Below are 12,809 nucleotides of genomic sequence, written 5' to 3'. Positions count from 1 at the left end.
ATTTGACTCAGCGTTATCAACCATTTTATAAAATAAATACATGACTTTATTCCAAATAATACTGGCTACACTCGTTGGAGGTGTTTTGTCGGTTTTTCTTGCAGCCACTGTTGCCCTTACTTTTTTAGCCAACTTTGCCAATCGCATGGTGGCGTTTGCCGTGGGGGTGTTATTGGGCTTTGCGTTAACTGATTTATTGCCTGAAGCAGTGCATCTTGGTTTAGAGATGACTGAAATTGGTTGGGTATTGATAGTGGGTATTATGGGATTTTTCTTATTGGAAAAACTCGCCTTATGGCGACATGATCATGCAACGTTGTCTGGCCATACGCACGAAAAACCGATTGTTGCCATGATTGTGATTGGCGACTCCATGCATAACTTTGTTGATGGCATTTTACTGGCAGCAGCATTTTTGGCTGATTGGAAATTAGGCTGGGCAGCCGCGATTGCAATTACTGCTCATGAGATACCACAAGAAATTTCAGACTTTATGGTATTGCTCAATGCGGGAGTAACGAAATCAAAAGCCCTTTTGCTTAATGCACTTTCAGGGGTGGCCATGACATTGGGCGGCGTGATTGGTTGGATGAGTCTGACTAATGCGAGCCTAGCTATCCCTTATGTGTTAACCGTTGCAGCAGCCAGTTTTATTTATATAGCCGTTGCCGATTTATTACCAGAGTTACACCATCATCGCACACCACGCGATATGTTTTTTCAACTGAGCTTAATGGGATTGGGGCTGAGCGTCGTTTCAATTGCCAAAGCACTAGAACATTTAGGAGTATAAATTGACCGAAACAATGATACCAGCAACGATTCTGACAGGCTTTTTAGGGTCTGGCAAAACAACCTTATTGAACCGTATTTTAAGCGAACATCACGGCCAGCGTATTGCCGTGATTGAAAATGAATTTGGCGAGGCAGGCGTAGATGGCGGTTTATTATTCCAAGGGGAAGAGCAAATTGTAGAAATGAATAACGGCTGTATTTGCTGCACAGTACGTGGCGATTTGGTGCGTATTTTGGGTGATTTATCCAAGCGCAATGATGCCGGCGAGCTTAAATTTGACCGCGTCATTATTGAAACCACTGGCTTGGCTGACCCCGCACCTGTTGCACAAACTTTTTTTGTAGAAGAAGAGATTCGGGCGCGTTACAACCTTGATGCAATTATTACCGTGGTTGACGCTGTGCATGGTATGCAACAACTTGACGCGCACCATGAAGCATTAGAACAAGTAGGCTTTGCCGATAGAGTGTTACTCTCTAAAACTGATTTAGTCACGCCAGAAGCAGTGCAAGCAATTACCACAAGATTGCGCCAAATGAATCCACGAGCGCCCATTAAGCACGTCCATTTTGGTCAAACAGAGATTAATGATATTTTGGATATTGCAGGGTTTTCACTTGAGGATATATTAAAAATTGAACCTGACTTCTTAGAAGATGTCAGTCATGAGCATGATGATGATATTGCTTCATTTGTGTTTCGATCTGAACGTCCATTTAATATGGAGAAATTAGAAGTCTTTTTAAGCGCGATGTTAGAAATCTATGGCACAGAATTGTTGCGTTACAAAGGTTTACTATATATTGATAAGGATGCACATCGTTGGGCGTTTCAAGGCGTGCATATGTTGATGGGCGGAGAACAAGGCAGCAAATGGAAGCCCGACGAAAAACGTGAATCAGTGATGGTTTTTATTGGTAAAAATTTACCAAAAGATAGGTTTGAACAAGGATTAGCACTATGTTTGATTGATGAGGCTGCGCTAAACTAATCAAGCAGTGAATAAAGTAAAAGTAGTATTATTTTCTAATAGGCTAATGGAAGCGAGGTGTTTTAGTGAAAAAACGATTAGGATTAGAGGCTTTTTTGGTTGGCTATTTCTTCTCATCACAGGCGCTTGCTGTATCGTTAGCCGCTCATCAACATGGCAATGCCACACTCCAAGTTGCGGTAGATGCCAATACGCTCACCATCCATTTTTCTAGCCCTTTAGATAACTTATTGGGTTTTGAGCATAAGCCACGTAATCAGGCGGAAGTTGAACAAGTGCAAAACATGATTAAGCAGTTTTATAAGCCGTCTCTTTTTTTGCCATCCAAAGACGCGCAGTGCAAGTTACAAAGTGTTCAGTTAGATTCTTTAGTGATTAAGAAAAAAAATCAAGCTGAAACGACGACTCAACATGCGCATGACCATGCAGCAGGACATGCTGATTTAGATGCTGAAATGGTTTATCAATGCAATCAAGTCAACCGTTTGCGAGATTTGCAAATCAATGTATTTAAGGCTTTCCCTCTCTTACATCAGTTAACAGCAGAAGTTATTAGTCATCGCGGTCAAACAGCAGCTACAATCACAGCCAACAAACCCCAATTAACTTGGTAATTCAGTATGCAGCAGATTGTCATCAAAGACTTACTATTTCGCTATCCGGGCATGCAGTTAGCCTGCTTGGATATCGAAAACTTTGAAGCCCATGCTGGCGAACGCATTTTTTTATATGGCCCAAGTGGCAGTGGCAAGAGCACATTGCTTGGTTTATTAGGCGGCGTACTAACGGCTGAGCGTGGCACAATCAAACTATTGGGTCATGCGTTTAATCAGTTGTCACAAACCCAGCGCGACCGCGTACGGGCAGATCATATTGGCTACATTTTTCAACAGTTTAATTTGATTCCTTATTTGTCAGTCTTGGAAAACGTTTTGTTGCCTTGTCAATTTTCTCAACTGCGGCGAACAAAAACGCTTGCTAGTGGCAACACACTCAAAGCGGAAGCCGAGCGTTTGCTCACCAAGCTGGATTTGAACCCAACACTTTGGCATCAACCTGTAACCCAACTCAGCGTAGGCCAGCAACAGCGCGTGGCGGCGGCACGCGCACTCATTGGCAAGCCAGAGATGATTATTGCAGATGAGCCAACCTCGGCGCTTGATGCTGATAGACAGATGGCTTTTCTTGAGTTGCTCTTGCATGAATGCGTAGAAGCCAATGCTTTACTGCTGTTTGTGAGTCATGACCGCAGATTAGCCAGTCACTTTCATCGAGAAATTGATTTAATCAGTATGAACAAGGCAATTAATCAAACAACATTGTCAGAAACTGCATGAAACATCTTCTATTGTTAGCCTTAAAAAGCGCTTGGAACCGCCGCTTCACCCTTAGCCTCACGGTAATCGCCATTGCGCTTAGCGTAACCATGCTGCTGGGTGTAGAGCGTTTACGCACACAAACACATGATAGTTTTAGCCACGCCATCTCGGCAACAGATTTAGTCGTTGGTGCCAGAACCAGCAATGTGCAATTAATGCTTTATGCCGTATTTCGCATGGGTGAAGCAACCAACAATATGAGCTGGGCCTCATACCAAGCCATCAGCAATAGTCCAATGATCGCTTGGTCTATTCCCATTGCATTAGGAGATTCACACCACGGTTTTCCTGTCCTTGGGACTAATAGTCATTATTTTAAGTATTTTCAGTATGGCGATACACAACAACTCCGCTTTTCACAAGGCAAACCATTTGATGCTATTTTTGATGTCGTGCTTGGTGCAGAAGTTGCAGCACAACGTGGCTATCAGCTGGGCGACAGCATCACACTCAATCATGGCATGCGTGTCACTGGACCGAAACATGACAATAAGCCATTTACGGTGGTGGGTATTCTTGCACCAACAGGCACGCCAGTCGACCGCACTGTGCATGTCAGTTTAGAAGCGATTAATGCCATTCACTTAGATTGGATAGGCGGCGCCCCCATGCCAGGGTTTTCTATTCCAGCGGAGTATGTTAAAAAATTTGATTTAGCGCCAAAAGAAATCACAGCAACGCTAATTGGTCTCAAGAACCGGGCTGCCGTGTTTAAAGTACAGCGCGAGATCAATACAAATGATAAAGAAGCCTTACTTGCTGTCATGCCAGGCGTAGCGCTTGAGCAGCTTTGGCAAGTGGTGAATGTGGCAGAACAATCATTAAAAGCCGTTTCTGCCATGGTGGTTGTTGTTGGCTTAAGCGGATTAATCGCCGTTGTGCTGGCCGGCTTAAATGAACGTAGACGAGAGCTTGCCATTTTGCGCTCGGTTGGCGCAAGACCACGCGACTTATGGATGTTGCTCACCAGCGAAGGTTTATTCATCTCGCTATCAGGCATTGTGTTGGGTGTTGCATTGTTATCGGTATTAACCTTGATATTGGCGCCCATGGCACAATCGCGCTATGGGATTGTATTTAATGCTCCTGTTATTTCGTTTAGCGAATTACAACTAGTTGGCGCAGTTTTAGTAGTGAGCTTGCTAGCGAGTGTGATCCCAGGCTATCGTGCTTATCGATTATCGTTAATTGATGGTTTAACACCAAGAATTTAATGATACGTAAATCAATATTTGCAGCCCATAATAAGTGGCTACTTTATATTCTCAGCACTTTAGCTATCTTAAGCTGCGATCAATCAACACATCCAACAGAAAATGTAAGCTTGCCAATAACAGGCTCGGTAGATTATCCCTTATTAGACTGGCGTGCACTCACGCCAAACAATTGGGATGCAATGGCACTATTAAAAGACATTGATTTAGATACTATGGAAGATGACGATCCACGTGCATTCGAACTATTAAAAAATGTGCGAGAACAATGGAATAATGCGCCAGTGGTTAGTCATTTAGACAGCAAAGCTGTGACGATTAATGGCTATATGGTGCCATTAGATGGCGATGTTAATTTGACCAAAACCTTTTTATTAGTGCCTTACTTTGGCGCGTGTATTCACTCGCCGCCACCCCCAAGCAATCAAGTGATTTATGTACAGGTCGCGGGGAAAGGATTACCATTGAATGAGTTGGAAACATTTGTTGCAGTGAGCGGCAAGCTTCAGGTAACACAAACAACATCGGCACTGGGTGTAGCTGGCTACCAAATGCAAGCTGATATTGTTCAGCCTGCTGTCGAAACGGCCTTATAACACATGGAGCATACATTGACTTTTTCTCTTCGACTCGTCGCCATTTGTATCGTCACACTGAGTGTATGTAATTTACATGCGGCCGAAAAATCGCCATATAAAGTGGGTGAATCACTACAAAAGGAAAATCCAGCAACAGTAGCGCCTAATATCGCATACAAAAACTTGAACTGGGATGAGCTTTCTCCAGCAGACTGGGATCCGCTAGCAGCGCTCAAAGGATTAGAGTTAGATAAGCTAGAAGACAGCGATCCACGTGCAAGAGATGCGCTTATTGCTGTAGGCGAAGCGTGGAAAAGTGCGCCCATCATTCCAGCATTAAACGGACAACGCGTCAGAATTGCGGGTTTTGTTGTCCCTTTGGATATTGATAAAAATAAGGTGAAAGAATTTCTATTAGTACCTTATTTTGGCGCCTGCATTCATGTGCCGCCTCCGCCAAGCAACCAGGCTATTCATGCCATCAATGCAACAAACAATCATCCACAACAAAATAAAATATTAAAAGATGCCGCGCTGATTCAAGGGCCGGTCACCATCATCGGCAAGATGCGAACTATGCTCACAAATACCAGCTTAGGATCTGCGGGTTACAAAATTCAGATTGAATCCATCGAAGCGTATAAAGAAGTGGTTAACAATTAATCAAATATAGGTTGAATCTGCAGAAAATATTTGGCTTTTTAATCTTAAATAACCACGCCACATACATTGCAAGCCTGTCTCTACCTTGTTTTTAATACTTGCTTGTTAACCAAAATAGGTATATTTTTGACTACACTGATTTCTGACATTAATTATCTTAAGTTGAGGGAGCATTATCATGAACAAACCTTGCGAACAACATGCCAACCACAGCCACCAACATGGCGAAGATTGTGGCCATGTAGCCATTAAACACCAAGACCATGTCGATTATTTGCACGACGGTCATTTACACCATATGCATGGCGATCACGTGGATGAGCATACGATAGAAATCAGCACCCAAAATCCAGACACCTGCACGCCAGCACACCAATGCGCTGGTCATGACGCCGCGCATATCCATGGGCCTGATTGCGGACACCCTGCAGTACCGCATGGTGATCACATTGATTATTTAGTTGATGGTCATCTGCATCACCCGCATGGCGATCACTGCGATGACCATGGGAAAATAGATATTGTGTAATCAGTGGCATTAAGGCGAAGCAACCAAATTGGTCATGTAGTGAAGTTTTATTAAGCAAACTAAAATTTACAGTCCGATAATTTTCAGTCCGGCATTAACGAATACCAATATCAATTGTTGCTTCACCTTTACGAATCGGTGGTGTGTCTTTTTGCATCAAAACAGTCCCCGTAACAGCCGAATACAATGTCGCGATGCGATGACCAAAATAATCGCTTATCCAACCGACTTCCTGCCCTGCCATAACTTGATCGCCAACCTTTACCATTGAATTGAAAATGCCTGTATGAGGGCTTTTAATACTCACTAATTTGCGATAAAGCACTGGATTAGACTGGGTTTTTGAAACAAGCTCCAACATGTTTAAATGATGAATTGCATGCATACAAGCTTGGTATATCGATTCAATATCTGCTTGCTTTCTTTGCCCAAGCTGCCCTACTTCTAACGTCAATCCAGGCTTACCTCTGGTTTGCGCCGTATTGGGATATGAAATGGAATGCGCTGGGTCGTTAGGTCGCTCGTCATATAAAACAATATGCGGTATGCCCAATGCTTTAGCAAAATCTAAGGTTTTCTTATCAAGTGTGGCATTGTTCAGCACAGGGGAATACACATGTGGCAACAGCGTTTGGTTCCAGCTACCTGAATGAATATCAATCAAATAATCGGTTTTAGTAATAATTTCCCGTGTCAAAAAATCAGCAATTTGCTCGGTCAAGGTGCCGTTGGCATGCCCTGGAAAAACACGATTTAAGTTTTTCTCATCAACAGGGCTTAACGCCACTCTTCTGCCATGAAAGCCTTCAAGATTAGCGAGATGCACAATAATCAACGTACCATGTAATGCGTCTGGTTTAATCGTTTGGCGTAATTGCTGTAGCGCAAAAATAGCAGGAAACTCATCCCCATGAATACCAGCCGTTAGTGTCAATACTGGGCCCGGATATCGACCGTGAATCACAGTAATGGGTAGCGCAGTACTAGCAACTGTTTGCATCCATGAGACCGATTTTCCAGATTCAACTTCTTGATCAGCTAGTAAAAACGTACTGCCTGCGTAAGCAAAATGAAAACAACCCAAACATAAAATGGTGCATATAAAGCGCATAATCAATAACTAGTTTACGATGTAATGCAACATTGTTGCGCAAATAAGCAAAACAGACAATTACTTATTAATGATTAAATGATTACTTTTGCCTCATGCTTACTATATTCAACATTACGTAAAATCATTAGCCGTTTTTACGTGACTCGCTCAGGCCAATCATGCAACAAGCCTGTATTATAATATTCATAGAAACACATCAGCAATGATGAATGTTTGAAATAAACAAACTTAACGACTTAATACATGGAGAAATATTATGTGGACAACACCAGCAGCTACAGAAATGCGTTTTGGCTTTGAAGTAACAATGTACGTAATGAACAAATAAGCTTAAACGCTTAAAACAAAACCCAGCTTAGGCTGGGTTTTTTGTTGCCTGTTAAATCGCATAAACGCAATCAACTTTAAAAATGATAATTCACTGTTAGCCGCGCACTAATCGGTTCAACAGGATGAAAATGCTTATCGTCCACACCGCCAGCCGCTTCGCCATTCAGTCTAGAGCTATAAAAATAATCAATATCACTTTGTTTGCGGTTAAATAAATTAAACACATCCAATGTTATTTTAGTTTGAGGATTCACTTGATACCCTACTCGCGCGTAAGCCACCGTTGTGGAATTTGAGCGCACACTATTATCTTCTAACAATGGCCTTGGCCCAAAATGGCGCAACTGAAATGCACCTGACCATTGATGGATGTTATTAAAGCTAGCACCAAAAGAAATGACTCTGCCAAGTGAGCCAAGGATATGTCGGCCTGAACCGTCATCGTTTCGATAACGTGCTTGCGATAGCGCCACATCAAAATCCAATAGCAGCCAATCGTTAGCAATGTAATGATTACTCCATTCAAACCCTTTGCGTTTACTTGCCCTGGTAGGCTCGGTCTCGCCTGCATCCCCAATATAAAGCAGCTCAGAATCTAAATCTAATTGCCAAATAGCCAGCGAGCTTTGTAGATTGGGAATAATCTCGGTACGCAACCCAATTTCACTGCCTTTTGATGCGGCAAGTGGCGTCACTGGCGAAGCTGGGTCGCCATTGGGCAACTCAGTTTGCGTAGTACCTCGTGCATCATTGCTATGAAAACCTTCACCGTAATTAACAAAAAATTCTGTTTGTGCCCAAGGCCCAAAGATCAGTGAAAGTTTGGGTGAAACTATGTGGTCTTGCTCCCTACCTGAATTGTTTTGAATGCTACTATCCACATCAAAATAATAATGGTCATACCGCAATCCCAAAACTGACCTAAACTGATCATGCCATTGCGTACTATTCTCAATAAACAAGCCATTAGATAGCTCTTTCACCTCATCAGAGCGAATCAATGTCGTGCGATTAGTGGCAACTGTGTTGTATAGCGCTACTGGTGATAAATCATCATAACGTGTTTGCAACCCAACTTTGTTTTGTGTTGGCAAATCAAACATATCAGCGAACCATGTTTTAGCCACATTAAAACCGACTGCAGTGCGGCGCTCATTTTGGTTAAATTGGTCACCATCAATTGGATTATTCAAAAAATAGGTAAAGTTGCTGTAAAGATTTAACTTTGAATGAAGCGCATAGGCATTAAAATCAAATGCACCATCATTATCACGCAGATAACGTGCAACGCTTAAGCTATAACGTGATGACTCACCACCATTGGTCTCATCAATCGTATCAAAACGGTCAATGGTTTTAGCTTGCAACGCACGTAAAGGAATTTGGTCAGTAGCATCCCATTGGTTATGATACGCCATTGCCGTGATATTAAATCCATCAAGATAAGTACCGCTTGAATAACGCAAAACAGCATTGATCTTTTTAAGATTTTCTTCACTTTCCCAAGGGCCGTTATTGCGGTTCATCTCTAGCGCATAGAGTAAATCACCATCCGCAACTGCCAGAGAATTGGCTAACAGATACCGTTGATAGCCATATGTACCAAAAGTAACCGATGCCAAACCGCTTGGCATTCGGTTAAGCAGTTGCATATGTGCAGAACCTGCCGAAGCAAAGTCGCCTTCCTCGGCAAAATAAGGTCCTTTTTTATAATCAATCCGGTTAACCAGCTCAGGAATCAAAAAGTTTAAATCGGTATAACCTTGCCCATGTGCATGCGTCCTCATATTCACTGGCACACCATCAACAAACGTTGCAAAATCAGTGCCGTGATCTAAATTAAAACCACGTAAATAATACTGATTAGCCTTACCGTTGCCACTATGTTGAGAAACAATTAAGTTAGGTACAAACTCCAGCAATTCACCCGTGCGAAGTGCTGGCCTAGATTCAATTAAATTACGCGTTACCACCCCTTGGCTGGCAGCATCAGAAGTACCCAATCCATTATCGTAATTACCTATCACATCAACGTTATCTAGATGTATTACCTCTTCTGCATACCCATTTTCAACAACCATCAAAAAACTAATTATTAATAATGGCTTAACTGTTTTTGCATAAAAATTTAGCTTTAAAAATACGCTCATAAACCAAACCATAAAGAAAAATAAATAATCCAAAAATACGCAATTTTACTTATTGATAAAGCCTTCATTTTGGCTATTTCACCATTTATTTAAATAGTGATTACGTAAAATCATTAGGCGTGATTACGTGACACACGCAGGCGGGTAATGAAACATGTCTATATTATCGAAGTCATACAAACAGATCAGCAATGATGAATGTTTGATTAGATAACCAAAGGAGAAATATTATGTGGACAACACCAGCAGCTACAGAAATGCGTTTTGGCTTTGAAGTAACAATGTACGTAATGAACAAATAAGCTTAAACGCTTAAAACAAAACCCAGCCTAGGCTGGGTTTTTTATTGGCTAATCCTTAGTTAGATTGACTCGTACCAAGCACTATTTTCACCTAATATTTCACCTAATATTTCACCTAATATTTCACCTAATATTTCACCTAATATTTCACCTAAAACTACTCGTACCAAGCGTCTACCAACTGGCCGACTTCAATATCTTTCAATGCTTTATTCGATTTAAGCCAATCTTCAACGGCTTTTTTGTCATCCTCAGTAGCAGAACCATTTTTCCACTTCGTCACAAAACCGCCATCAATCCAACCGCCTAAAGCCAATTTGCGCGGCTGAATCACGTCATCTAACAAGCCAATCACCAATTGCTCCTGCGCCTCCATCTCCAGCTCTTTTGTAAAATCTGCCGAAAATGCAAATCCATACTCTTTAAATTCACCTAATTTAAGTTTTTTTAATAATCGTGGTGAGCGTCTTTTGCTCATAATAAATGCTCCTATGTGGGTTTTGGCAGCATTATATACGTACTATGCTTTTTATTGGTTATTACTCGCGCAGAGCGCAGTGTGTTGAATGTATCATTACGAAGGTGAAGACCACATACGGCGGGTTATAACCCGCCCTAGGCTAGCTACAAATAATCATCCTCCCGCTGATGCCGCACGGCTAATATCGTCACAATCGCATTTTCTTCTATTTCAAATAAAGCGACATAACCATTATGTCCAAAACTAATCACTAGCTCACGTAAAAAGGGGTTATCTGCTTGCGCTTTTCTGCAGGTGAAGGGAAAGGTGTTGAGCAATTGTATGGCTTGCTCTATGGTGGTTAATGCGTGCTCGGCGGCGGTTTTGTCTTGCGTTAACAAAAACGCATAAAGCCTTTTTATATCTTCTCGTGCAGCTTTGGTAAATCTGACTTGATAAGCCAACGTTAGGCTTTCTTTAGCATGTCTTTTAGTTCATTGATAACGCTATCTGCGGCGTAATATTCTTGCGTTGTTTTGGCTTCATCGCGAGAAATAATGCCACGTGCGATAAAGCTTTGTTGATGCATGCGGCGCTCTATATTGGCTTTGAGTGATTCTTCTACAAAGCTTGACAGTGTTTCGCCTTCGGCTAATGCATTTTCTGCGGACTCTCTTAGCTTTGGTTCGACTCTTAGTGCGGGAATTGTTGCTGTTTTCATTTCAACTCCTTTCATAACAAATGCTAATGTAATTCATTTGCATTACATTAACACATTGTATAATAGTTTTGTTATCAATTATTTTACGCTTATTACCCATGGATCACCGCATACCCGTCACCCTACTCACTGGCTTTTTAGGCTCAGGCAAAACCACCCTACTCAATAAGCTACTTTCCCACGAAGGTATGAAAGATACCGCCGTCATCATCAATGAACTGGGTGAAGAAGGTTTAGATCATATCCTCGCACAGAATGTGGATAGTAGTTATGTGGCTGATAATGCGGTACTTTTACAGAATGGTTGTTTGTGTTGCACCCTGAGCAATGAGCTGGCCGATACCATGCGCGATTTGTATTTTAAGCGTTCAATGGAGGCGATTCCGCAATTTAGCCGTTTGGTGATTGAAACGACTGGCATGGCTGACCCTGGGCCGATTATGGCGAATTTGATGAATGAGCCGGTGATTGAGTCGGTTTATCGTTTGGATGCGGTGATTGTGACGATTGATGCGATGTATGGTTTGCAACAATTAAACGAGCATGGCGAGGCACGCAAACAAGCGGCAGTGGCAGATGTATTGCTGATGACCAAAACGGATATTGCCAACGCCGAACAAACCAGCGCGTTAAAAGAAAAGCTGATTAGCATTAACCCTGGAGCGACACAACATAAAGTGTTAAACGGTGAAATTGAGCCTGATTTTATTATTGATGTGGGCTTATTTGACCCCACTGGTAAAATTGCCGAACCTGATCGGTGGTTACGTGCGCCGCTTAAACCTGCCAGTATGATGCGCGGTAAATTACCGACTAGCCCAGTGCAACATCAAGATGAAATTAGCAGCTTTACCGTGACGCTGCCAACCGGCATTAGTTGGAAAAACTTTAAACCAGTGCTGCTTAAACTCTGCCATACGCATGGCGAGCAATTGCTGCGTTTAAAAGGGATTTTGCATGTAGAAGACCAGCCGCATCCCATCGCGATTCATGCTGTGCATTTTACGCCGTACCCAGCTACTTTATTAATCGACTGGAAAGAAGCATCGCCTAATAGCCGTGTAGTGTGCATTGGCAAAGGGTTGGATGAAGAGGCGATTAGAAAAATGCTGACGCAACTATAGAACAATTTTCAATGCTTATTGTCAGTTAATGATGTTGAATCCATTTATTAATCGACTTTTAATCGCGTTTTTAGCGGTGAGCACGTTGGTATTAACTGCTTGCTCGGCCATTCGATCCGCGCCAGCTAAGAATCTCCAAGCTGAAGATATTGAGGTTGTTTATCGCTGTGAGCGCGGCTCTATTCTGACTGTCACCTTTGCGGAACAAGGCTACACTACGATTCATGGTGGAAAGCATTACAAAAAGCGATATCATGAAAAACCATCTGTAGCTATTGTGCAGTTTGGTGATAATCAAACGCTGACTTTAACGCAGGAAGTATCAGGCTCTGGCTTTTTCTATAGCAACGGCCAATACGCATTGCGTGGCAAAGGCAACGAAGCGATTTGGACAATTGGCAAAATGGCGGATGAACACTGCGTTGCAGATTAAACGATTGATCAATGCGTCAATCTCA

Annotated in this window: 17 protein-coding genes; 12 read left to right on the top strand and 5 right to left on the bottom strand. The window is 42.3% G+C overall.

All coding sequences use genetic code 11. The features are described 5' to 3' along the window. Positions 1 to 40: 40 nt before the first annotated feature. The 8 genes from KFB94_09000 (at position 41) to KFB94_08965 (ending at position 6,150) form a co-directional block, all read left to right on the top strand. Entirely contained in the window at positions 41 to 793 is a 753-nt protein-coding gene (locus tag KFB94_09000; protein QVL45357.1) for a ZIP family metal transporter, read from the top strand. A 13-nt stretch (positions 794 to 806) separates the two neighbouring features. After that, on the top strand, positions 807 to 1,787 hold the full coding sequence (locus KFB94_08995) for a GTP-binding protein (protein QVL46651.1): 981 nt from the start codon (positions 807 to 809) through the stop codon (positions 1,785 to 1,787). A 65-nt stretch (positions 1,788 to 1,852) separates the two neighbouring features. After that, positions 1,853 to 2,401: a DUF2796 domain-containing protein gene (locus KFB94_08990; protein ID QVL45356.1), complete on the top strand. Its 549-nt coding sequence runs from the start codon at positions 1,853 to 1,855 to the stop codon at positions 2,399 to 2,401. Positions 2,402 to 2,407: 6 nt separating this feature from the next. Further along, a complete protein-coding gene (locus tag KFB94_08985; protein ID QVL45355.1) occupies positions 2,408 to 3,124 on the top strand; it encodes an ATP-binding cassette domain-containing protein in 717 nt (238 codons plus the stop codon). Next, complete coding sequence (locus tag KFB94_08980) at positions 3,121 to 4,380, top strand: ABC transporter permease (protein QVL45354.1); 1,260 nt, start codon at positions 3,121 to 3,123, stop codon at positions 4,378 to 4,380. Before KFB94_08985 ends, KFB94_08980 begins: the two co-directional genes overlap by 4 nt. Continuing rightward, entirely contained in the window at positions 4,380 to 4,976 is a 597-nt protein-coding gene (locus tag KFB94_08975; GenBank protein QVL45353.1) for a DUF3299 domain-containing protein, read from the top strand. The genes KFB94_08980 and KFB94_08975 overlap by 1 nt, the downstream gene beginning before the upstream one ends. A gap of 3 nt (positions 4,977 to 4,979) precedes the next feature. Beyond that, a complete protein-coding gene (locus tag KFB94_08970; protein ID QVL45352.1) occupies positions 4,980 to 5,621 on the top strand; it encodes a DUF3299 domain-containing protein in 642 nt (213 codons plus the stop codon). 178 nt (positions 5,622 to 5,799) lie between these two features. Next, positions 5,800 to 6,150, top strand: a complete 351-nt coding sequence (locus KFB94_08965) for a hypothetical protein (protein ID QVL45351.1) — start codon at positions 5,800 to 5,802, stop codon at positions 6,148 to 6,150. 94 nt (positions 6,151 to 6,244) lie between these two features. On the opposite strand, the gene KFB94_08960 is transcribed toward KFB94_08965, so the two are convergent. After that, entirely contained in the window at positions 6,245 to 7,261 is a 1,017-nt protein-coding gene (locus KFB94_08960; protein ID QVL45350.1) for a succinylglutamate desuccinylase/aspartoacylase family protein, read from the bottom strand. Positions 7,262 to 7,520: 259 nt separating this feature from the next. On the opposite strand from KFB94_08960, the gene pqqA (KFB94_08955) reads away from it, so the two are divergent. Next, complete coding sequence (pqqA, locus tag KFB94_08955) at positions 7,521 to 7,592, top strand: pyrroloquinoline quinone precursor peptide PqqA (protein QVL46650.1); 72 nt, start codon at positions 7,521 to 7,523, stop codon at positions 7,590 to 7,592. Positions 7,593 to 7,668: 76 nt separating this feature from the next. Here pqqA (KFB94_08955) and KFB94_08950 read toward each other — a convergent pair whose 3' ends face one another. Beyond that, on the bottom strand, positions 7,669 to 9,675 hold the full coding sequence (locus KFB94_08950; GenBank protein ID QVL46649.1) for a TonB-dependent receptor: 2,007 nt from the start codon (positions 9,673 to 9,675) through the stop codon (positions 7,669 to 7,671). 299 nt (positions 9,676 to 9,974) lie between these two features. Between KFB94_08950 and pqqA (KFB94_08945) the strand changes: the two genes are divergently transcribed. Further along, positions 9,975 to 10,046 (top strand): pyrroloquinoline quinone precursor peptide PqqA, encoded by a 72-nt coding sequence (gene pqqA / locus KFB94_08945; protein ID QVL46648.1) that lies wholly within the window; start codon positions 9,975 to 9,977, stop codon positions 10,044 to 10,046. 157 nt (positions 10,047 to 10,203) lie between these two features. Here pqqA (KFB94_08945) and KFB94_08940 read toward each other — a convergent pair whose 3' ends face one another. The 3 genes from KFB94_08940 to KFB94_08930 form a co-directional block, all read right to left on the bottom strand. After that, positions 10,204 to 10,524, bottom strand: coding sequence for a DUF469 family protein (locus tag KFB94_08940; GenBank protein ID QVL45349.1), 321 nt, complete (start codon positions 10,522 to 10,524; stop codon positions 10,204 to 10,206). Positions 10,525 to 10,670: 146 nt separating this feature from the next. Continuing rightward, complete coding sequence (locus tag KFB94_08935) at positions 10,671 to 10,970, bottom strand: type II toxin-antitoxin system RelE/ParE family toxin (GenBank protein QVL45348.1); 300 nt, start codon at positions 10,968 to 10,970, stop codon at positions 10,671 to 10,673. A gap of 2 nt (positions 10,971 to 10,972) precedes the next feature. Then, positions 10,973 to 11,227 carry a prevent-host-death protein gene (locus tag KFB94_08930; protein ID QVL45347.1) on the bottom strand — a complete coding sequence of 85 codons (255 nt, stop codon included), beginning with the start codon at positions 11,225 to 11,227 and terminating at the stop codon, positions 10,973 to 10,975. 98 nt (positions 11,228 to 11,325) lie between these two features. Here KFB94_08930 and KFB94_08925 point away from each other — a divergent pair, with 98 nt between their 5' ends. Next, complete coding sequence (locus KFB94_08925) at positions 11,326 to 12,351, top strand: GTP-binding protein (protein QVL45346.1); 1,026 nt, start codon at positions 11,326 to 11,328, stop codon at positions 12,349 to 12,351. A 28-nt stretch (positions 12,352 to 12,379) separates the two neighbouring features. Continuing rightward, on the top strand, positions 12,380 to 12,784 hold the full coding sequence (locus tag KFB94_08920) for an MliC family protein (GenBank protein ID QVL45345.1): 405 nt from the start codon (positions 12,380 to 12,382) through the stop codon (positions 12,782 to 12,784). Positions 12,785 to 12,809: the final 25 nt, after the last annotated feature.

The organism is Methylophilaceae bacterium (assembly GCA_018398995.1).
Lineage (GTDB): Bacteria > Pseudomonadota > Gammaproteobacteria > Burkholderiales > Methylophilaceae.
Note: the sequence above shows the minus strand (reverse complement) of the source record. Positions and strands in the feature narration are given on the sequence as shown.

Excerpts from the sequence above, each read along its gene's own strand:
- KFB94_09000 (QVL45357.1), top strand. The coding sequence starts at position 41 with ATGACTTTATTCCAAATAATACTGGCTACACTCGTTGGAGGTGTTTTG.
- KFB94_08995 (QVL46651.1), top strand. The coding sequence starts at position 807 with ATGATACCAGCAACGATTCTGACAGGCTTTTTAGGGTCTGGCAAAACA.
- KFB94_08985 (QVL45355.1), top strand. The coding sequence starts at position 2,408 with ATGCAGCAGATTGTCATCAAAGACTTACTATTTCGCTATCCGGGCATG.
- KFB94_08980 (QVL45354.1), top strand. The coding sequence starts at position 3,121 with ATGAAACATCTTCTATTGTTAGCCTTAAAAAGCGCTTGGAACCGCCGC.
- KFB94_08975 (QVL45353.1), top strand. The coding sequence starts at position 4,380 with ATGATACGTAAATCAATATTTGCAGCCCATAATAAGTGGCTACTTTAT.
- KFB94_08970 (QVL45352.1), top strand. The coding sequence starts at position 4,980 with ATGGAGCATACATTGACTTTTTCTCTTCGACTCGTCGCCATTTGTATC.
- KFB94_08965 (QVL45351.1), top strand. The coding sequence starts at position 5,800 with ATGAACAAACCTTGCGAACAACATGCCAACCACAGCCACCAACATGGC.
- KFB94_08960 (QVL45350.1), bottom strand. The coding sequence starts at position 7,261 with ATGCGCTTTATATGCACCATTTTATGTTTGGGTTGTTTTCATTTTGCT.
- KFB94_08950 (QVL46649.1), bottom strand. The coding sequence starts at position 9,675 with ATGGTTGTTGAAAATGGGTATGCAGAAGAGGTAATACATCTAGATAAC.
- KFB94_08940 (QVL45349.1), bottom strand. The coding sequence starts at position 10,524 with ATGAGCAAAAGACGCTCACCACGATTATTAAAAAAACTTAAATTAGGT.
- KFB94_08930 (QVL45347.1), bottom strand. The coding sequence starts at position 11,227 with ATGAAAACAGCAACAATTCCCGCACTAAGAGTCGAACCAAAGCTAAGA.
- KFB94_08925 (QVL45346.1), top strand. The coding sequence starts at position 11,326 with ATGGATCACCGCATACCCGTCACCCTACTCACTGGCTTTTTAGGCTCA.
- KFB94_08920 (QVL45345.1), top strand. The coding sequence starts at position 12,380 with ATGATGTTGAATCCATTTATTAATCGACTTTTAATCGCGTTTTTAGCG.